Consider the following 20,277-nt stretch of genomic DNA (forward strand, 5'->3'; position numbering starts at 1 on the left):
TTACTTCGACTCCTTTGCTTGGTATTCCGTAATTTGTTGTTGAATGTTTTGTGGTTGTTCTTCAAAGACATTCTCCAAAAATTCGGTCATTTTTTGCTTAGGTGCTTCATCCGCTTGTTTAACAGCGGCTTTAATGTCAGCTTTAACTTGTTCAACGTACTCGTTTTCAAGGTCTTCTGACCAAACGCCTTGGTCCGTTAAGTACTTGCGATAACGAATCAATGGATCATTGTCGAACCATGGTTGTTCTTCTTCCTTAGTCCGGTAACGCTTAGGATCATCCCCAGCATTCGTATGTGGTCCAAACCGATAAGTCAACGTTTCAATCATCACTGGGCCATTGCCAGCAGCAGCGTATTCCCGGGCAGCCTTGGTGACTTCATGAACAGCTAAGAAGTCCATCCCATCAACTTGCACACTTGGAATCCCAGCGGCAACGGCTTTTTGAGCCAATGTTCGGGCAGCCGTTTGCTTACGCCGTGGTACTGAAATGGCATAACCATTATTTTGAACGATAAAGACAGCAGGTGCTTGGAATGCGCCAGCAAAGTTCATGCCTTCATAGAAGTCCCCTTGCGACGTCCCACCATCACCAGTGTAACTGTAAGCAACTTTATCTTCGGTCCCATTCTTCTTGATTCCGAGGGCCACACCGGCCGCTTGAATATATTGAGCCCCGATAATAATTTGTGGTGGCATTGCATGTAAATCTTCTGGATATTCGTTACCTAAAACGTGTCCACGTGACCATAGGAACGCTTTGTAAACGGGTAAGCCGTGTTGGATCAGTTGAGGAATATCACGATAGGCCGGCATTAAAACGTCGGTTGACTTCATCGCGGAGTTGCTCCCCATTTCACTAGCTTCTTGACCTTCAGTTGGTGCATAGAAACCTAGTCGACCTTGACGGGTTAGCGCGTTTGAGCGTTGGTGTAAAGTCCGTTCCCAGATCATTAGCTTTAAAAAGTCGACTAATTGATCATTTGAATATTTAGAGACAATTGCTTGGTTGACGACATTAGCTTGTCCGTCCATCACTTGTACTGGTTCAAAATTCTTTCCAAGCGCATCCCGGATCTCACTGAAATCGACAATTGGTTTTTCGTTGTCCATAAATGACACATCCCTTTCATGAACGTACGAACTCAACGGCTAAACCATTGGCTCGTAATCGTTTTCATAATTACAAGTCTAATTTACCATTGGTTTTCAATTTTTGCAAGCCCTTTCAAAAGGCTAAATAACAGCTTTTAGGCCAAAAACGATTGTGAATGTTTTCATTTGTAACTTGACTTGACTTTCATGATTTTTTCGAGAATCATTCTACATTTTCAATTTTAGTTATGCTAAACTTATTTGGATGATTAAACTGCCCTGCAGTTCGAATCGTAGAATAGTTTTGGAGGTAATTTGGGTTGATTAAGATGAAAGATATCATTCGCGAAGGTAACGACACGTTGCGCGCGGAAGCCAAGGCCGTCAAGTTTCCATTGAGCGATGACGACCGCAAGTTGGCCAACGACATGATGGGCTACTTGGAAAATAGTCAAGATCCAGAATTGGCTAAAAAATATGGTTTGCGTGCTGGCGTTGGATTAGCCGCACCACAAGTGGACGTCTCAGAACAAATGGCCGCCGTCCTCGTTCCTGCCGAAGACAACAGTGATGAACCAATCTTCAAAGACGTCATCATTAACCCGGTCATCATCAGTCATTCCGTTCAGCCAGGCGCTCTGACTGAAGGTGAAGGCTGTTTATCCGTTGACCGCGATGTTTCAGGGTACGTGATCCGCCACGATCGGATCACATTACGCTACTATAATATGGCTGGCGAACAAAAGAAAATTCGCCTTAAAAATTACCCAGCCATCGTTTGTCAGCACGAAATTGATCATTTACATGGCATTTTATTTTATGACCATATCAACAATGACAATCCTTTTGCAGCCGAAGATGACCTCGTTTTAATTTCATAAGCTAAAAAAAGCTCTGACCATCGTGGTCGAGCTTTTTTTATGACTTTTTTGGATTTAAGCGCCGTAGATCTTCCAAATACTCCAGAGTTGCTTCATTCATGAGATAGGCCACATCAATGTGTAATTGACCTGATCTTAGCCAAGCATCCGTGACTCGCAACGCCGGGCCGGCTGCTTGATACGCCGGCAACTGTTCATCTCTGGCGTAAGCTTGTAAATGATTGTTTAAAATCCGCCGAATCTCTGGTAGGTCGGTCGTGATCATGCCTGGTGCTTCAAGCACATATTCAAACGCCATGACCCCCCGGCCCCACACATCGGCCACTGGTACGGAGTGTAAATCACCACCAACTTGCTGCGCCACAGCAGTACTACTCAACTGTTTCAAGATCTGGCTCATCGCTTGATCGACGGTCCGTTGGCCTCTCAGCCGGATTTTTAATGCCGCACGTTTTAAAACTTGGCGACGCAAGACTTCATATATAATGACGGCTAAAATTAACCCAACTAAAATTATCAGCCATTTTTCCATTAGGCATCCCTCACAATTTTTGTACGTTTATTCACAAAACGAGTAAATTAATCACACTTAACATGCTCTCAGCATAGCATGTTTAATAAAAAAATTTACCGAAGTAAGCCTAGTTTTTGAAGAAAGTTAACATTGTATACACCTCAGCGGAATTATGCTAAAATGAAAGATAATTGTTGTGTTTACACAACCTGGTGTACGGATCAAACTTTTATTTTTGCTACTATTTAGGATTTCAGGTCCTGAATAAATATTTTATAAGGAGTTTTGTTAATGATTTACAAAGTCTACTACCAAGAAACCAAAAAACGGAACCCACAACGCGAAACAACGAAGGCCCTCTATCTCGAAGCAGATACCGAAGTTGACGCCCGCGTTTTGGTCGAAGATAACACTGAATTCAACATTGAATTTATCGAACCGTTAGAAGGTAACTTCTTGGATTATGAAAAAGAAAATCCAGAGTATCAACTAACGGAGTTTAATAAATGAAACGGTTAAACGTCAAAAATAACGAAACCGCTGTTTTTGCAGTCGGCGGTTTGGGAGAAATTGGGAAAAACACTTATGGTGTCCAATTTCAGGACGAGATTATTCTGATCGATGCTGGTATCAAATTCCCCGAAGATGAATTACTCGGAATTGATTATGTCATCCCAGATTATTCTTATCTAGTTGCAAATCAGCAAAAAATAAAAGCATTGGTGATTACGCACGGACACGAAGATCATATTGGTGGGATTCCATTCCTACTCCAACAAATCAACGTGCCAATTTATGCCGGTCCCCTAGCCTTAGCCTTGATCAAAGGTAAACTGGAAGAACACGGCCTGCTAAAGACGACTGAGCTTCACGAGATCAACGAAGATACCGTGTTGAAATTCCGTAAGACTCGGGTCTCCTTCTTTAGAACGACCCACTCAATTCCAGATACGCTAGGAATCGCCGTCCAAACACCACCTGGCACGATTGTGGAAACCGGGGATTATAAGTTCGATCTGACACCAATTACGAATCAGCCACCGAACTTGCAACGGATGGCACATCTCGGTGAACGAGGCGTGCTGGCATTGCTATCTGATAGTACAAACGCCGAACGGCCAATCTTTACGAAGTCCGAACGTTGGGTTGCACAATCGATCCGCCATATTTTTGAAGGCGTCGAGGGTCGGATTATTTTCGCCACCTTCGCTTCCAATATTTCACGGATTCAAGAAGCGGCGCAAGTTGCTTTGGAACACCATCGTAAGATTGCGGTCTTCGGTCGCAGTATGGAAGCTGCCATTGTTAATGGTCGCGAACTGGGATACTTAAACATTCCAGACGAAGCCATCGTTGACGCCAATGATATCAAGTCCTTACCAGCTAACAAAGTCATGATTTTATGTACCGGCTCACAAGGTGAACCAATGGCTGCCCTTTCGCGGATTGCCAACGGGACTCACCGTCAAATTTCGGTACAACCTGGCGACACCGTCATCTTCTCTAGTTCACCAATTCCTGGGAACACTTTGAGTGTTAACCACGTGATCAACGAACTTGAAGAAGCTGGCGCGCACGTCATTCATGGGAAAGTCAATAACATTCATACTTCTGGTCATGGTGGTCAAGAGGAACAAAAGCTGATGCTTCGTTTGATGAAGCCAAAGTTCTTTATGCCAATTCATGGGGAATACCGGATGTTAAAGATTCATACTGAGTTAGCTGAACAGTGTGGCGTCCCATTAGACCATAGCTTTATCTTGGAAAATGGCGATGTTTTAGCCTTGACTAAAGACTCGGCTCGGGTTGCTGGTCACTTCGGTGCCGGTGACGTCTATGTCGACGGCTCTGGGATTGGCGACATTGGTAACGTGGTCTTGCGTGACCGTCAAGTGCTTTCAGAAGAAGGCCTAGTCGTGGTTGTCGCCACCATTGACCTTAAGAAAAAAGAAATCCAGGCTGGTCCAGATATTTTGTCACGTGGTTTCGTCTATATGCGTGAATCTGGTGACTTGATCAATGAAGCCCGGCGTCATGTCTTCCGCACAATTCGCCGTAAGATGAAGAGTGACAAAGCTAGTGAAGCCACGATTCGCAACGCGATCATTGATGATCTACAAAGCTTTTTGTTCGAGAAAACTGAACGGCATCCGATGATTTTACCGATGCTGATTATGAATTAATCACCTGCCGGAACGATCCTGTTCCGGCTTTTTGTGGTGTAAGGGTCAGTTCAACGCTGATTCGATCTTAGTGAGGTGTAATTTTGACGACTGAATACGACATTATAATTAATGAGTTGGCTGGATCCGGCCATGGCAAGACGGTTTGGGAAATCGTTAAGCCCCTGCTCGAACAACGCCAAATCGTTTTTGAGTACCGGGTGTCAGAATATGCCGGCCATACCACTCGCCTAGCAACCCAATTCGCGGAAAAAAGGCGTCAATCGTTGCACACTGCCACCAGAGTGTTATTAGTCATCGGTGGAGATGGTACCTTAAATGAAGCTCTCAATGGGTTAATGCAGGTTCCAACTGATGACCCGATGCCACTGGCTTATATTCCCGGCGGTTCCGGCAATGACTTTGCCCGTGGTTTGGGTATGGCAACTGATCCAGCCATCGCCTTGGCACAAATTTTAAATAACATGCGTGCGCGCCCATTAAATATTGGGACTTATCACGAAACCTTTAAAAATGAACATCGCTACTTCGTTAACAATGTCGGGCTAGGCTTTGATGCCCAAATCGTTGACGATACGAATCGTAGTAAACAAAAGGGCAAACTGGGACATTGGGCTTACCTGAGTAACGCCTTGAAAGCTTATTCACAGCAAGAAGGCTATCCATTGACCGTCCACGTGGGGCGTCAACGCGATCGTTACCGCCATGCCTTTCTTTGTACGGTTTCGAATCATCCTTACTTTGGTGGTGGTGTCAAGATCTTACCGCAAGCTGACCTCCACGATGATCAACTAGAATTGATCGTGATTGAAGAACCACACTGGTGGATCATTTTATGGCTATTTTTGCTATTAGTGATGGGGGGACGCCATCTCAACTCACGCTTCGTCCACCATTATCGCAGCAAAAAGCTCCACCTGCTAGTCAACTCGGTTGAAATTGGCCAGATGGACGGGCAAACGATTGGTAATCGTAATTACGATCTCTATCTCTCAACACAGCCCTATCCATTTTGGATCGATACAAGTATTCACGATCATCATTAAAAAGAGTAAAGGCGCTTCAATTCGAAACTAACGAATTGAAGCGCCTTATTTTAGCTGATTTAGTCTTCAGAAGCATTAATTGCTTCTAGCAGCATATCAAGCTGTTCACATTTTTGGGAAAGATGACTGACCCGCTCTTTAAGATGAGGGTAAATCGTCACGACCCGTGAGCGATCCCGTTGGCGCGCTGCCAACCCCTTCAAACGATCTAATTCGGTATTCGCCTGTTGGTATTCTTCCAGGATCTCAAATCTGTTACTCACTTAAAACACTCCCTCAAAACAATTATCTATTACAGTCTTACTGAAACATTCTGCTCGACACCAAATCAAGATTTGCCTCGAGTTTCAAGCTATTAATAAAAAAAACAGCAGAATTAATATAACACAATCTCAGTAATTAATAAATCATAAAACTTAAAAAAGTGCCCCAACACAAAAACAGCCAAGCTAGCCCACTAGTGCAGGAAGCCGGCTGTTTCATTAATGATCAACTTAATTATTTAACAGTCCCTGCAAAGCTTGGTGCAAAGTATGGACTGATGGTTTGAACTTGGACATTTTGACCTTCAGTTGGTGCCGCAACATATTGGTTGTTCCCAATATAAATGGCATCATGATAGGTCGCACCACGTGAACCCCAGAATAAAATATCTCCAGGTTGGGCATCAGCAACTGAATGGGTTGAGACATAGGCTTCTTGTGAAACCGTGTTATGTGGCAAGCTAATGCCAGCGGCGTGCAAGTAAACGTATGAAACTAACCCTGAACAGTCCATCCCTGAAAGTGACCCGCCACCCCAAACATAAGGGATATTAGCGTTGGCCAATTTCAAAGCTAAGCCCGTCACAGAGCCGGTCGCTAAATCAGAGTTGCTAGTTGTCGAACTACTACTATTGTTGGTATTAGTAGCCGTTGAGCTTGCTTGTGATGAAGACGACGTTGCTGCAGAAGTGCTACTACTTTGAGCGGCTGATGAGCTGCTTTGTGAAGCCGTACTCGTTGAAGCTTGTGAAGCAACACTACTGCTGCTTTGTGAAGCCGTACTCGTCGATGCCTGTGAGGCAACACTACTGCTGCTTTGTGAGGCAGTACTCGTTGCACTGCTCTGACTAGCCGTACTTGTTGCTTGTGAAGCCGTTGAACTACTCTGACTCGCTGCGGAAGCTGGAGTCGTTGCCGAACTCGTGGCTTGTGACGTCGTAGAACTGCTTTGAGCGGCACTAGTTACGCTAGATGAACTAGTTGCAACCTTTTGTAAAACAGCCGTTGGTGCTTGTGAAGCGGCAGAAGTCGTTGAACTTGATGACGTTTCACTCGCTTGACTGCTGCTGGCACTCGTTACTGAACTAGCAGCAGTGCTTGTTGACGTGGAAGCGGCACTGACGGAATCCTGAACTTCCGTACTTTCACTCGTCGCACTTGTACTGGTCGTGCTGGCACTGGCAGCTGAAGTTGCTGTTGAGGTGCTTTCACTAGCGGTGCTAGTGGTTTCACTAGTCGCTGCAGACGTGGCAACCTTAGTGGTGGTCTTCGTTGCGGTTGCGCCAGGAACCTGAATATCCTGACCAACCACAATCAAATCACCTGATAACCCGTTGAGCTGTTGTAACGCATGGACTGACGTTTGATACTTGTCAGCTAAATCCCATAAAGTATCTCCAGCTTTAACGGTATATGTACCCTTTTTTGCTGATGATGAGGATTCCCCACTAATTTGTAACTTTTGACCGACATAAATTAAATCGGAGTTGCCATTAAGGGCTTGAGCATTTAACTTTTCGACACTCTTAATAGAAACACCATGTTGCTGAGCGAGGCTCCAGACCGTATCGTTTTGTTTAACGGTTACTGAAGCAGCATTGGCAGCTTGTCCTGTGGCAAGCAATAAACCAACGGCACCAACCGTACCGGCTAGGACCTTGCCCGTTGTATGTGCTTGTGACATTAACTTCACTCCTTTAGCAAAATTAAAACTCTCTAACTTGAAATGTGATAACTAACTGCGGTATACAGACTTCTTAATAGAATCTTAACACCTTAGACAAATCATAACTTTATTGTAGCACATCTCAGGAGAATGCAAACCAGAATCACTTATTTTTTTACAAAACAGCCCGTTTAATTTTAAAACCAATTGTACGTGTTGAATCCATACAAGTCGCCGTCAAATCAAGGTTTAGGCGAATTCTCTGAATCGTAACACTTTGATAGGCCAACTTAAAAATTGCGTCGCGAAACCGTTCACAGCAATCGGTCCTACCTACCAGACCAATTCGACAAATAACTGGCAAAAGAAAAACGAGTTCGCGCGTGGCGAGCTCGTCAATTTTAGTCATTACGTTTGGTGCTAGTTGGTTTAAATTGCCACTCTGGTTGGGCCAGAATCGGCTGGAACGTGTTGGCCGCGTTTGGAAACCAAGTGCGGTCTACCACAAGACGGGGGTTGTCTAAGTCGGAAAATCACCGACCAAGATAAACGACACCACTGAGCCAATTCTGTCCCGCCCGACGTTAATTAACGGCTATTAAAAAATTAACAATTGATTATTTTTGGTTCAGCTATTTAGCCGAGAGGTTGGTTGCTAAAATGCTCAGCCGTGTCGTTGGCCTTAGTGCGAGTGGTCTGCTCGGACTTAGGCCAAGGCCAGTTTTGAAGACCGCTTTTTGGCTTCAAAATGGCCCATGGCGTTCCAGCATTTTAGGAACCAACCGGCAGGCGGAAATTTTAACTAGCACCAAGCATAGTCATTACAGTTTTGCATCAAATAAACTATCAACTGGTTGTTGTTCATGAACTAATTTAATGGCATCTCCTAAGAGTGGCCCAACAGAAAGCTGGACCAATTTACCAAATTGTTTAGCTGCTGGAATCTGAATCGTATCGGTGACGATCACTTTTTCCATTGCGGAAGCTTCTAACTTTTCAGGTGCATTTTGTGACAAAATCGCATGTGTCGCACAGCCATACACTTTAGCGGCTCCGGCTGATTTTAAAGCTGCTGCCGAAACTTCAAAACGCGTCCCGGTATCAATCATATCGTCGATCACGATTGCAATGCGACCTTTGACCTCACCAATAATACTGCTTGGCACAATTTCATCTTCAGGATGACGATTGTCAATAATTGCAATCGGTGCGCCTAACAATTCAGCCATCTTACGTGCTCGTGAGACCCCAGCATGATCAGGTGAGACCACCACCAGATTATCAGTGATCCCACGGTCTTTGAAGTAACCGGCTAAGATTGGCGCAGCCATCAAATGATCAACTGGAATATCAAAGAAGCCTTGGATTTGAGCAGCATGCAAGTCAATGGTCAAAATACGAGTGGCCCGATCTTTCTCCAATAAAGTTGCAATCAACTTGGCCGTAATTGGTTCCCGTGAGCGGGCTTTACGATCCTGGCGTGAATAGCCATAGTACGGAATGACAACATTAATTTCACTGGCACTCGCCCGACGTAACGCATCGATCATAATCAAAAGTTCAAGAATCGTATCGTTGACTGGTTCAGAAATGGACTGAATCACAAAAACTTCAGCGCCACGAATACTTTCTTCAATATTAATTTGAATTTCGCCATCACTAAATCGTTTAACAGAGCTCTGACCTAACGGAATACCGACCCGTTCTGAAATCTTTTTTGCTAACGGCAAATTAGAATTTAGAGCAAATAATTTTAGCTTAGCACTTGATTCATCTACTGACATAACGACCTCCGGATAAATAGTTTCATGACATATATAGTTAATTATAGCAGTATCCGAGTTGAATAACAGATAAAAAAGGTCGCGCCAAAATAAACAACTTAGCGTGCCAATTAATTGTTAATCGCAACTAACTAGGAGGACGATACTTGCCCCATGAAATCAGTTGGCTTAATCCCAGCCATGCCAATCATTGGATCAACCTGTCCCTGTGCCACGATTGTTGGCGTCAGACGGCGTTCACCGCCTTCAGTAGCGACTGCAGCAGTTTGGTCCTCAGTCTCAGACGATGCTGAATTTGGCGTTGAATCAGCAGTCTCCACCGTTGACTCGGAAACACCTTTAGCAGCCGTGTCTGACGAAGGGACTGGCTGTGTCACGGTGGCATCGCCGTCACCAGTAAAGACTTGCTGTAATCGTTTAGTCAACGTCGTTAAACGATTCACGGACTCATTGGTGACACTGCGTTCAAACGACTGAATGTCCCCTAATAAAATTAAGATCTGCTCAGCTCGCGTCACCGCAGTGTATAGCAAGTTTCGTTGCAACATCCGTGAAAATTGCGGAACTAACGGCAACACGACCATCTTGAACTGACTCCCTTGAGACTTGTGGATCGACATACTATAGGCTAGTGTTAGCCGATTCCAATCAGACTTTTGATAAGTCACTTCGTTTTGGTCAAAAGCAACGGTGATCTGGTCTTTTTTAGACTTGTTGTGGGAATCATTGGCCAAATCAATCCCAACAATCTTCCCCACATCCCCGTTGAAAACATTGTCCTCAGGTGCATTCACGAGTTGTAACACTTTATCGCCAACGCGATACTGCTGATTATTGTAACTGAGTTGTTTTTGTCGCTTGGATTTCACCGGATTAAAAATATTTTGGACCGTCGTATTCAACTGGTCGATCCCAGCGGCACCCCGATACATCGGTGCTAGGATTTGGACATCATCCGCCGTGAAACCTTTCGCTTTCGCCTTGGAAACCACCTGTTCAATAATGTGATTGACTTGAAAGGCATTGCAAGCAATGAAGGACCGGTCTGGTTGATTAACGGTAAAGTCATCCGGCAAGCGACCATCCTTGATGGCATGTGCCAGTGGAATAATACTTGAATCGTCATCTTGCCGGTAAATCGTATTTAACTCAATCTGTGGTATCTCAGGGCTTTGCAGCAAATCATGAAAGACTTGCCCCGCTCCAACTGATGGTAATTGATCTTTATCGCCAACTAAGATGACCTGCATGTGACTCGGGACTGCTTGGAGTAATAACCGGAACAAATTGGTGTCCACCATCGACATTTCATCAATGATTAAAATACCGCCTTCCAAATCCTTCGTCGGCATTTCAGGATCATCATCCCGTCCCGTTAAACCAAGTAACCGATGAATCGTCCCCGCTGGCAAGCCGGTCGTTTCTGCCATCCGTTTAGCGGCGCGACCAGTCGGCGCAGCTAACAAGATTGGAAATGGCTTGTCCTTATACTCATTAACATCTAACGACACATCGTGTAATTCCGCAAACAACGCGACTAAGCCACGAATGATCGTCGTTTTCCCGGTCCCGGGACCACCAGTCAATAGAAATAAGTGCGACGTGATTGCTGATTTAAGCGCCTGTGTTTGCGAGGCATCATAAGTTAAATTGCTGGCCTTAGCCACATGGCCGATTGCCCGGTCAACAGCTTTCTCGGTCAAGCTACCGTCATTATCCGCATCATGGAGTCGCTTCAAGTGTTCAGCGATACCCCATTCCGCTTCGTATAACGGCCGTAAGTAAATACGATTTTCTTCACCGACAATTTTATTCTCTTTAGCTAGAGCTACTAATTGGTCCGCCAGCTTTTGCGGATCAATCGCAACATTGCGCGAGTTTTCAAGTAACTGTAATGTTGCGGTAATCAGCGGTTTGGCAGTCGTATAGGTATCGCCATTTTGAGCACAGTTGTCATTGATTTGCGTCAGTAACGCTGCCTTTAGCCGACTCTCAGACTGCGGATCAACTTTTAATTGCGCGGCAATCTGATCCGCCTTTTTGAACCCGACCCCTTTGATATCTTCTACCAAACGATATGGATCTTCTTGAATAACTTGTAATGTATCACCTTGATACTTGGCATAAATCGCCGCCGCTAAACGACTCCCAAAGCCGTAAGCGTTCAGACCAATAATCGTTTGTTCTAAGCCGTTATTCACCCGTAAGGTGTCTAATAAGGTCGCCCGGACTGACGCCCGTAACCCAATCGGTGTCAAAACCTTAGGATCATCTAAAATTTTATCAATGGCGTTCTCACCAAGCGTGTCCACGATTCGCTCAGCGGTGCGGCGTCCCAAGCCTGGAAAATCACTTCCCGCCAAGTAAGCAATTAGACCACTGCGAGAAGTCGGCGTCTCATTTTGATAATTATCCGCCTGAAATTGTGTCCCATATTTGGGATGACGGACCGTTTTCCCCGTAAACTTGTAGGTGCCCTCTTCTTGAATGTCGGCAAAGCTACCCGTCACGACGATTTCATCCTCAGACCAATCAATATTCTGTTCGGTTACTTTAACGAGTAACACTTTATAAAAACTATCCGAACTGCTGAAAAAAACGGCTGCGACCTTACCAACGATAAAGCGCGTGACCGTTTGACCTGCATAATCATCCGGAAATAAACTTGGATCAGTTGCCGGCACCGGAGTCCCTCCTAACTATGGTTTAGTTGACTTGCTGGACGACTCTGACTGAGCTGCCAGCATTTTTTCGATATCACTTAATTGTTGTTGGTGCGTTTTAAAGTAAGTTGCATCAACTGATTTGGCCTGTGCAAACAAGTCAGCATACGGTTTACCAAGGACCATGGCCGTCAACCCGGCGTTGAAATACGCAGCACCTTGTGTTGGATCCAACTTAATCACTTTTTGATAGTAATCGTATGCTTGCTGATTATTGCCCAATGCAAGTAGAATATTTGCAACTAGCAAATTGGTGTCGACTGCCTGTGGTTGCGCCTCTTGGGCGGTCAACGCCCAGACAAGTGCATGCTGATAATCTTTTTTAGCCATCAGTGCCTGACCCATCATTAAATAGGCGTCAGCCGTCAACTTTGGATCAGTGATTTCTTGATACGCCGCCAACGCTTTATCATAGGCTTCGGCTTGATAGTAAACATTACCTAGCGCATAAGTCAGCAAATTTTTAGCTTTTTGATTGGCTTCAAATCGTCCTAGTGCTTTCATCGCCAAAGCTTCGGCTTGTTCATAATCTTGCCCAGCGGTCAACAAGACAGTTAATTCATAATAAGCTTGATAGTCACCAGGTTGGGTATCGATTTTTTGCACCAGTTGATGGACCAAAGCCTGTTGCTCGGCTTTACTTGGTCGGCCAGTTGTCTCTGTCATAAACGCGCCTCTTTCTAAATCGTATCAGTTGGATCTGGTTGCCGTGACAAATAGGACGTATCATTCCAAAGTAATAATTTATAACTTTTCCCGCGATCACGCGTTTCTAAAATCGTCGTACTTGTATTCGATAAGCCACCACGATCACGCAAGGTCGCCAGTGTCGCCCCAAGCATCGTGTTGACCAAGGCATTTAAAGCCGCCCCGTGACTGACGATCAGGACATTGTCTTCCCGACGTGGGTTAGCAGCCACGATTTGTTGAATGGCTGGAAGCATCCGTTTGATCAACTGTTGAAAGCTTTCGCCATGAATCGCCGTTGGATCGTATTGATCAGGATGATTCCGAAAGCTGTCAAATTCTTGGGGGTATTGGGCTTGCACATCCGTAAACGCCATCCCCTCCATCTTACCCAAGTTGAACTCGCGTAACCGACTCAGAATCGTCAAACTCAAGTCCGGCTGTTCCAAGTCATTTTTTAGCGTCATCGCCGTATCACGTGCGCGTTTTAAGGGACTCGCATAAATGTGACTGAAATGGATCGGTTGTAATGCTGCTGCCAGTTGATGAATTTCTTCATAACTAGCCGGTAATAATGGTGAATCTCCTTGTGAGCCTTGGTAGCGCCCCTCGAGGTTCCAAGCCGTTTTACCATGCCGAATAAATAGCAATTTTGTCAAAAGATTACTTCCTCATCTTGGCCGTTCACGACCTTACAGTTTAACTTCTATTATGCCAGTTATTGGCTTAATTTTCAAAAATCGCTAACTACTGTGATAAATTAAAATTATGTAAACTTTATTGAAATCAATCCGTAAACTGGGTACAAAAAAGACCTGGAACCTTCCCAGGCCAACTTGTTTACTTTTTCAAGGCTTCATCTAAGCCCTCGACCCCTTTGATCGGTCCAACAACGGTCAAGACATCATGTAGTGCCATCATATCCGTGGGCTCCGGTGACACATTGATTTGACCATGATGCTTGATGGCGATGACCGTCAAGCCAAACCTCTCGCGCAGATTCAACGCAATCAAATTTTGATCCACAAAAGTTGGATCCGTAATCTCAATTGCTGCGAGTGTATACTCATCACTGAGATCAATAAAATTCAAAATGTGATTTGATAACAATTTACGGACAATGCTGTGCCCCATGTCACGTTCTGGGAAGACGACTTGGTCCGCCCCAACCCGTTCTAGGACCCGACCTTGATCGCTCGTCTCGGCTTTGGCAATCACTTTTTTAGCCCCTTGCTCTTTACTCAACATGGTGGTCAAAATACTGGCTTCCATATTATTCCCGATTCCAACGATGACATAATCAAAGGTATCAATATTCAGTTCACGGAGAACTGCTTCGTCACGGGTATCGGCAATTAGCGTTTGGGTGGCGACTTCCATCAGTTCATTGACCGGTTCCTCATGGATGTCGACCGCCAAAACATCCTGATGCGCATCCACTAAAGTGCGCACCACGCTTTGACCAAAGCGTCCTAAACCAAATACTGCAAAACTTTTTTTCATCTTTACGACCCCTTAACCAATCAAAATATTTTCAGCCGGATAGCGAATCAAATTGACCTTCGCTTGGCGTTTAGAAAGTGCGTATAACGATGTGAAGATGCCAACTCGCCCAATAAACATGAGCAACATGATCACGATTTTTCCAACGACCGTCAAATGCGGTGTCAATCCCAAACTCAGTCCAACGGTCCCAAACGCAGATAGGACTTCGAAGACGACATACTCCAGTCCGAATCCTTGGGGAATCTTCTCCGTTTGCGTCAAGATCAAGGTTGCCACGGAAATCACGATACTGGCCAAAAACACGAGTAGTAATGCCCGACTAATGTTAGCTTGACTGAAACGCCGATGGCTAAATTCAACATCTTGCTTACCACGTATTTGGGCGATACTTTGAAACATCAGGACGCCAAAGGTCGTTGTTTTGATCCCACCGGCCGTTGAGCCAGGCGTCCCACCAACAAACATCAGGACCATCAGAATAAATAAACTCCCAGCTTGGAGTTTGCCGGTCGGCATCGTGATCAACCCAGCCGTGCGGGGCGTGACGCTTAAGAATAACGTATTCACGGTCCGATTAAACCAAGACGTCCCTGCCGGCAATAATTTCAAATCACGTTCCGTAATTAATAACAGAATGAACCCGATCACAAACAGACTCATCGTGGTCAATAACGTTAACTTCGAGTTCAACGATAAACGTTTCCGCTCATGATAGAGTAACAAGTCGCGCCAAACTAAGAAACCCAACCCACCGGCAACAATCAAGATCATCGTCACGATTAGCACGTAGGAATCACTCCGAAAGTCCATCAAACTATTGCCAAAGACATCAAAACCAGCGTTACAAAATGACATGACTGCGTGATAGAGCGACACGTACAAGCCGCGATGCCAGCCAAATCGTGGCACAAAATCAAGTGCCAACAATCCCAGACCACCTAATTGAAATAACAAGGACAAGCCGATCACATAGCGCATGACACTCTTCGTATCACTCAAGTTTTCTAAATTCAGGGATTCTTTGACCATCAGTTGCGTCGACAGCCCAATATTACGGCGCATGATATTAAATAAGAGTACCGCAAAAGTCATGTACCCCAAAGCACCGACTTCCGACAATGCCAGAATGACTACTTGCCCAAATGTCGTCCAATGTGTCGCCGTATTCACGACCGTCAGTCCAGTAATGCAAGTCGCTGAAGCCGCTGTAAACAAGATATTTATAAACGAGCTGTGACTACCCGGAGTGGTGGCCATCGGTAAACTTAACAGGACGGTCCCAATCACGATCAAAATCACGAAACCGGCAACCATCTTTTTAGATAAAGTATCAAAAAATTTAAATTCTTTTAATTTCTGCATAACTATCCAATCCAAATCCAGTCTTTCTTCTTAGCTTAAGCAACCCCCCATTGAAATGCAAGCCCTGTTTGCTGTTTTCACCGCTTTCAACAACAAAAAAGCCACCAGCATTCAACAGTGAATTGCCAGTGGCTTGAAACTCATTTAAATTTAAACGTATTGCAAGATGCGCTCGTCATTGTAAGCCGCATCGATCATCCCGGAACCGAGACACTCCTCGCCGCGATAGAAGACAACGGCTTGTCCAGGCGTAATGGCCCGGACTGGATCATCAAAGGTCACACGAACCGACGTATGGTCTTCGTTGAAGTGTACCGTCACGCCGGAATCTTTTTGACGATAACGGAACTTCGCCGTCACATGGAAATCATTGCCCAAGTCTTCACTCGTGACAAAGTGCAAGTCTGAGGCCTCCAAATATGTCGCATAGAGGTGTGGATTGTGATAACCCTTACCGACATACAAAATATTCTGCTTGAGATCTTTGCCAATGACGAACCATGGCTCGTTATCCTCACCATCGCCACCAATGCCTAAGCCACGACGCTGACCAATGGTATAGTACATTAAGCCGGCATGCTCGCCCTTAATGTCACCATCCACCGTCATCATCTTACCAGGCGTTGCTGGTAAATAATGACCGAGGAATTCCTTGAAGTTCTTTTCGCCGATGAAACAAATCCCAACGGAATCCTTCTTCTTAGCCGTCGCTAAGCCGGCGTTTAAAGCTAACTTCCGCACATCTGGCTTGATCATGTCACCTAATGGAAACATAACCTTTGAAAGTGTCTTAGAATCCAATTGGCTTAAGAAATAAGTCTGGTCCTTGTTGCTGTCCACACCGCGCAATAAGTGCATCGTGCCGTCCTCATCATGTGAGAGCCGTGCATAGTGACCAGTGGCGATATAATCAGCACCCAAGTCCATCGCGTAATCTAAGAACGCCTTAAACTTAATTTCTTTGTTACAGATGACGTCAGGATTAGGCGTCCGGCCTTTTTTGTATTCATCTAAGAAATACGTAAAGACCCGATCCCAATATTCCTTCTCAAAGTTGATCGAGTAGTAAGGAATCCCAACTTTGTCAGCCACTTTGGCAACGTCCTTATAATCTTCAGTTGCGGTACAGACACCATTTTCATCGGTATCGTCCCAGTTCTTCATAAAGACGCCCACCACGTCATAGCCTTGCTGCTTCAGCAATAAAGCGACAACGGATGAATCAACACCACCACTCATGCCGACAACGACACGCGTGTTACTGTGATCTGTCATACTTTTTCACCATCATTTCCAAAAGATTCTGGAGAATCCACGATTTGAAGGTCGTACAAGTCCAGTAATACCCATTATAACAAAGAAAACGCCGGCTGCAAGCCAGGCGTTTCATCATTATGCTTCAACCAGGACATCCCGGTCAATAAAGTTCTTTAAAATGAACCGTAATTGTTCAACTGCTTCCGGATGCGCGTCATTTTTGAAAATGTTGGCGCGTTGTAACCCGTTACCCGTAACGGTCGACAACTTAAACCCGTCTAAGTCAGCGTTGACGCTCATCTTTAATCGAAACGCAGCGTTATACGGCGTATTCGGGTCTAACGACCAAGAACACATGAATGCGCCAGACTTGCCCTTCGTAAAGCCTAAATCCATCAACGTATACTTCTTAATCCCCGTACTAATTTGATAAGTCTTTGAGTCGCCTTCAAGTTTCACACTTGTTGCATAAGCCATGTCAAAGTCCTCCTCTTATTTTTTTAATAGTCGGTTAACGGTCTTCGTTAAAACGGTGACAAATTGATCTAAGTCAGCTTTGGTCGTATACCGGCCAAAACTTAACCGAATCGATTCAGCCACCCGTGGTGAGTCTTCCCCAAACATGGCAATTAAGACATGTGACGGTTCCAAACTACCCGCAGTACAAGCAGAACCTCCGGAAACCGCGACCCCACCCAAGTCCAAATTGGTCTGCAAGGTATAAGTCGAAATCCCTTTGATCCATAAATTCAAGACATGTTGTAAATTGTCTTCACCTAATTGACCATTCACTTCAAAGTCAACATCATTGGCGGTCAGTTGATCGACAACGTATTTTTTAAAATCGTGATACTTGGCCTGACGATGGGCTTTTTCAGCGGTCGTCAATTCTTTAACGGCTGTGGCAAAGCCAGCGATAGCCGGCACGTTTTCGGTCCCTGCCCGGCGCTTATCTTCTTGTTCGCCACCCTTGATCAAGCTTGGAAAATTGACCCCATTACGCTTGTAAAGGAAGCCAATAAATTTAGGCCCATTGATCTTGTGAGCTGAAGTTGAAAGCATATCGATGTGATCGCGTTCAACATCAATATCCAATAGCCCATAAGCTTGGACGGCATCCGTATGGAACCAAGCCTGATGATCCTTGAGTAACTCGCCGATTTCATGAATTGGCATATGTGAGCCCACTTCATTATTTCCCATCATAATTGAAACTAGGATCGTATCTGGTCGTAAGGCCGCTTTAAAATCAGCCAAACTGATATCACCATTTTCATCGACTGGGAGATAGGTGACCTCGAAGCCTTGCTTTTCCAAGCTAGCTAATGGTTTTAAAATCGCTTGATGTTCAACCGCCGTGGTAATAATATGCTTACCTAAGCTTTGACGCGCCATCGCCGTTTGCATAATGGCGGTGTTGTCGCCTTCCGTCCCACCACTCGTGAAAATAATATCATCATCCGGCGCGTTGATACTTTGGGCAATAATATGCCGACTATCATCTAAAACTTCGCGGGCCGCCCGACCAAAGGCATGGGTGCTCGACGCGTTCCCGAACGTATTGGTCATCTTGTCCATCATCTCTGACACTACCGACTCAGCCATCGGCGTCGTCGCAGCGTTATCAAGGTACACTCGCTTCATTAAACTACTTCCTTTTAAAAGATCTGACTTAATTACTTATTTTGGGCTTTAAATAGTGCTAACAACATTGCGGCCGATTGTTTGCCGGCTGCTAAGATAAATTCATCAAAGCTGACGCCAGCCGCTTCATCACCAACATCGGACATGGCCCGAATCACGACATATGGCGTGTTAAATTGGTGACAAGCTTGACCAATGGCTGCGCCTTCCATTTCACTCGAAAGCGCCTCGGGAAAATGCGCTAGGATTTTGTCAGTGGCGGCTTTACCAGCGATAAATTGATCCCCAGACACAATTAGCCCCGTCTTGGCATGTAACCCAGTAGCAGCTGCCGCACTCACGATCTGTTTGACCCAGTTGGCATCCGTTTCATAGTAGAGCGGTTGTTGTGGCAACTGACCGTAAGCGTAGTCAAAGGCCGTCGCATCGACATCGTGGTAGGCAGTGGCGGTGGCAACGACCACGTCACCGACAGCTAGGCCTTGACCGATACCGCCTGCAGAACCAGAGTTGATGACCACATCCACGTCAAAGTTAGTGATCATTAACGCGGTCGTCATCCCAGCTTGAACTTTACCAATACCAGATTGAACAAGGACGACTTCTTGATTGTCGATCGTGCCATCATAGAAAGTAATATCCTTAATCGGCACCACTTTTTCATTTTGCAGCGCTTCTCGCAAAGTCTTAAGCTCTTCTGCCATTGCACAAATAATTCCAAATTTCATCAGTTTTAAATCCTACTTTCTTATGGGGTTAAAAATAATATTAAAAAAACAATGATAATTGCTAAAACCAGCCCTAAAATTACCCAGTTAAGTTTGCGACCTAATCGCTTTGATTTAGCTTCAACTAGCGCCCGGTTATTTTCAGCGGCATACGCCCGCCGTGACGACTCCGAACTACCTTCGTCCGGATCAGCTGTCGGCTCATCCGCGGGATCCGGTTGTGCCTGTTGTTCACGATAACGTTGACGCGTCATGTGATCTTCTTCATCAGCCATGGGCAGTGCCTCCTAACGTCGGATGATTTTGCCAGTACCAGATTGCCATGATCGTTTTAGCATCCGCAATCTGGCCGGCAGTGATTGCTGCGAGGGCCGTTGCCAAACTCATCTTTTCTAAGTGTAGCCGTTCGTCGGCGTCTTGTGGCAACGCCTGTTCAACCGGTGAGAGCCCCGTTGCAACATAGAGCGTCATGTATTCGTCGGTAAAGCCAGGTGACGTATAAAAACCAGCCACTTGGTCCAGCTGGGCCGCCACTAACCGCGTTTCTTCATTCAATTCACGAACCGCAGCCGCAGCCGCCGTTTCACCAGGTTCAACTTTACCAGCAGGAATCTCTAACGTGACCCCGTCGGTTGCAGCCCGCCACTGTTTAACTAAGATCAATTCATTGGCAGCAGTCACCATCAATACCGCAATTGCTGGTTGATGACGCACAACATCACGCGTTGCTGGCGTCTGATCCGGCAACGTGACTTGTTGACGTTCAACTTTGACGAGCCCACCATTGAATACTAGCTTGCGCGTCTGCACCTGTTCTTTAAAGTCCATCGTAAGACCCCCTGTGACTTGCTTTCTCACTAAGGATACCGATTTTTAAGCCTGAATGCAATTTTCACCCAGCTAATTTTAGAGATTCTTTAGCGCCCGGCGTGCCTTCG

Annotated in this window: 21 protein-coding genes; 5 read left to right on the plus strand and 16 right to left on the minus strand. The window is 45.4% G+C overall.

Features of this window, described 5'->3' with window-relative positions:
- Window positions 1-1,113 (minus strand): pyruvate dehydrogenase (acetyl-transferring) E1 component subunit alpha, encoded by a 1,113-nt coding sequence (gene pdhA, locus FFM70_RS08125; RefSeq protein ID WP_137616349.1) that lies wholly within the window; start codon window positions 1,111-1,113, stop codon window positions 1-3.
- 302 nt (window positions 1,114-1,415) lie between these two features.
- Between pdhA and def the strand changes: the two genes are divergently transcribed.
- The gene (def, locus tag FFM70_RS08130) at window positions 1,416-1,976 is read left to right on the plus strand and encodes a peptide deformylase (RefSeq protein WP_137616350.1); all 561 of its coding nucleotides are present in this window, start codon (window positions 1,416-1,418) and stop codon (window positions 1,974-1,976) included.
- A gap of 37 nt (window positions 1,977-2,013) precedes the next feature.
- Here def and FFM70_RS08135 read toward each other — a convergent pair whose 3' ends face one another.
- On the minus strand, window positions 2,014-2,508 hold the full coding sequence (locus tag FFM70_RS08135; RefSeq protein ID WP_137616351.1) for a hypothetical protein: 495 nt from the start codon (window positions 2,506-2,508) through the stop codon (window positions 2,014-2,016).
- Between the two features lie 273 nt (window positions 2,509-2,781).
- On the opposite strand from FFM70_RS08135, the gene FFM70_RS08140 reads away from it, so the two are divergent.
- The 3 genes from FFM70_RS08140 (at window position 2,782) to FFM70_RS08150 (ending at window position 5,719) form a co-directional block, all read left to right on the plus strand.
- Window positions 2,782-3,000 (plus strand): DNA-directed RNA polymerase subunit epsilon, encoded by a 219-nt coding sequence (locus tag FFM70_RS08140; protein WP_137616352.1) that lies wholly within the window; start codon window positions 2,782-2,784, stop codon window positions 2,998-3,000.
- Window positions 2,997-4,673: a ribonuclease J1 gene (gene rnjA, locus FFM70_RS08145; protein WP_137616353.1), complete on the plus strand. Its 1,677-nt coding sequence runs from the start codon at window positions 2,997-2,999 to the stop codon at window positions 4,671-4,673. Before FFM70_RS08140 ends, rnjA begins: the two co-directional genes overlap by 4 nt.
- Window positions 4,674-4,756: 83 nt before the next feature.
- A complete protein-coding gene (locus FFM70_RS08150; RefSeq protein WP_137616354.1) occupies window positions 4,757-5,719 on the plus strand; it encodes a diacylglycerol/lipid kinase family protein in 963 nt (320 codons plus the stop codon).
- A gap of 59 nt (window positions 5,720-5,778) precedes the next feature.
- On the opposite strand, the gene FFM70_RS08155 is transcribed toward FFM70_RS08150, so the two are convergent.
- The gene (locus FFM70_RS08155; RefSeq protein ID WP_137616355.1) at window positions 5,779-5,982 is read right to left on the minus strand and encodes a hypothetical protein; all 204 of its coding nucleotides are present in this window, start codon (window positions 5,980-5,982) and stop codon (window positions 5,779-5,781) included.
- Between the two features lie 235 nt (window positions 5,983-6,217).
- Entirely contained in the window at window positions 6,218-7,666 is a 1,449-nt protein-coding gene (locus tag FFM70_RS08160) for a C40 family peptidase (RefSeq protein ID WP_137616356.1), read from the minus strand.
- Window positions 7,667-8,031: 365 nt separating this feature from the next.
- Between FFM70_RS08160 and FFM70_RS13860 the strand changes: the two genes are divergently transcribed.
- Entirely contained in the window at window positions 8,032-8,172 is a 141-nt protein-coding gene (locus FFM70_RS13860) for a hypothetical protein (protein ID WP_171002334.1), read from the plus strand.
- A 297-nt stretch (window positions 8,173-8,469) separates the two neighbouring features.
- Here FFM70_RS13860 and FFM70_RS08165 read toward each other — a convergent pair whose 3' ends face one another.
- From FFM70_RS08165 to FFM70_RS08220, 12 genes are all read right to left on the minus strand, one after another.
- Window positions 8,470-9,432, minus strand: coding sequence for a ribose-phosphate diphosphokinase (locus FFM70_RS08165; RefSeq protein ID WP_137616357.1), 963 nt, complete (start codon window positions 9,430-9,432; stop codon window positions 8,470-8,472).
- Between the two features lie 131 nt (window positions 9,433-9,563).
- Window positions 9,564-12,116, minus strand: a complete 2,553-nt coding sequence (gene recD2 / locus FFM70_RS08170) for an SF1B family DNA helicase RecD2 (protein WP_137616358.1) — start codon at window positions 12,114-12,116, stop codon at window positions 9,564-9,566.
- 15 nt (window positions 12,117-12,131) lie between these two features.
- On the minus strand, window positions 12,132-12,821 hold the full coding sequence (locus tag FFM70_RS08175) for a tetratricopeptide repeat protein (protein WP_137616359.1): 690 nt from the start codon (window positions 12,819-12,821) through the stop codon (window positions 12,132-12,134).
- 14 nt (window positions 12,822-12,835) lie between these two features.
- Entirely contained in the window at window positions 12,836-13,501 is a 666-nt protein-coding gene (locus tag FFM70_RS08180; RefSeq protein WP_137616360.1) for a histidine phosphatase family protein, read from the minus strand.
- 181 nt (window positions 13,502-13,682) lie between these two features.
- Entirely contained in the window at window positions 13,683-14,345 is a 663-nt protein-coding gene (locus FFM70_RS08185) for a potassium channel family protein (protein WP_137616361.1), read from the minus strand.
- Between the two features lie 12 nt (window positions 14,346-14,357).
- Window positions 14,358-15,710: a TrkH family potassium uptake protein gene (locus tag FFM70_RS08190; RefSeq protein WP_171002335.1), complete on the minus strand. Its 1,353-nt coding sequence runs from the start codon at window positions 15,708-15,710 to the stop codon at window positions 14,358-14,360.
- Between the two features lie 150 nt (window positions 15,711-15,860).
- Window positions 15,861-16,985, minus strand: coding sequence for a tRNA 2-thiouridine(34) synthase MnmA (mnmA, locus tag FFM70_RS08195; RefSeq protein WP_137616362.1), 1,125 nt, complete (start codon window positions 16,983-16,985; stop codon window positions 15,861-15,863).
- Window positions 16,986-17,102: 117 nt separating this feature from the next.
- Window positions 17,103-17,444: a DUF1831 domain-containing protein gene (locus FFM70_RS08200; RefSeq protein ID WP_137616363.1), complete on the minus strand. Its 342-nt coding sequence runs from the start codon at window positions 17,442-17,444 to the stop codon at window positions 17,103-17,105.
- Window positions 17,445-17,459: 15 nt separating this feature from the next.
- Window positions 17,460-18,611: a cysteine desulfurase family protein gene (locus tag FFM70_RS08205; RefSeq protein ID WP_137616364.1), complete on the minus strand. Its 1,152-nt coding sequence runs from the start codon at window positions 18,609-18,611 to the stop codon at window positions 17,460-17,462.
- Between the two features lie 32 nt (window positions 18,612-18,643).
- Complete coding sequence (locus FFM70_RS08210) at window positions 18,644-19,339, minus strand: 5'-methylthioadenosine/adenosylhomocysteine nucleosidase (RefSeq protein WP_137616365.1); 696 nt, start codon at window positions 19,337-19,339, stop codon at window positions 18,644-18,646.
- A gap of 20 nt (window positions 19,340-19,359) precedes the next feature.
- Window positions 19,360-19,614 carry a hypothetical protein gene (locus FFM70_RS08215; protein WP_137616366.1) on the minus strand — a complete coding sequence of 85 codons (255 nt, stop codon included), beginning with the start codon at window positions 19,612-19,614 and terminating at the stop codon, window positions 19,360-19,362.
- Window positions 19,607-20,167 carry an NUDIX hydrolase gene (locus FFM70_RS08220; RefSeq protein ID WP_137616367.1) on the minus strand — a complete coding sequence of 187 codons (561 nt, stop codon included), beginning with the start codon at window positions 20,165-20,167 and terminating at the stop codon, window positions 19,607-19,609. Before FFM70_RS08220 ends, FFM70_RS08215 begins: the two co-directional genes overlap by 8 nt.
- Window positions 20,168-20,277 lie beyond the last annotated feature (110 nt).

Source organism: Lactiplantibacillus nangangensis, assembly GCF_005405065.1.
GTDB lineage: Bacteria > Bacillota > Bacilli > Lactobacillales > Lactobacillaceae > Lactiplantibacillus > Lactiplantibacillus nangangensis.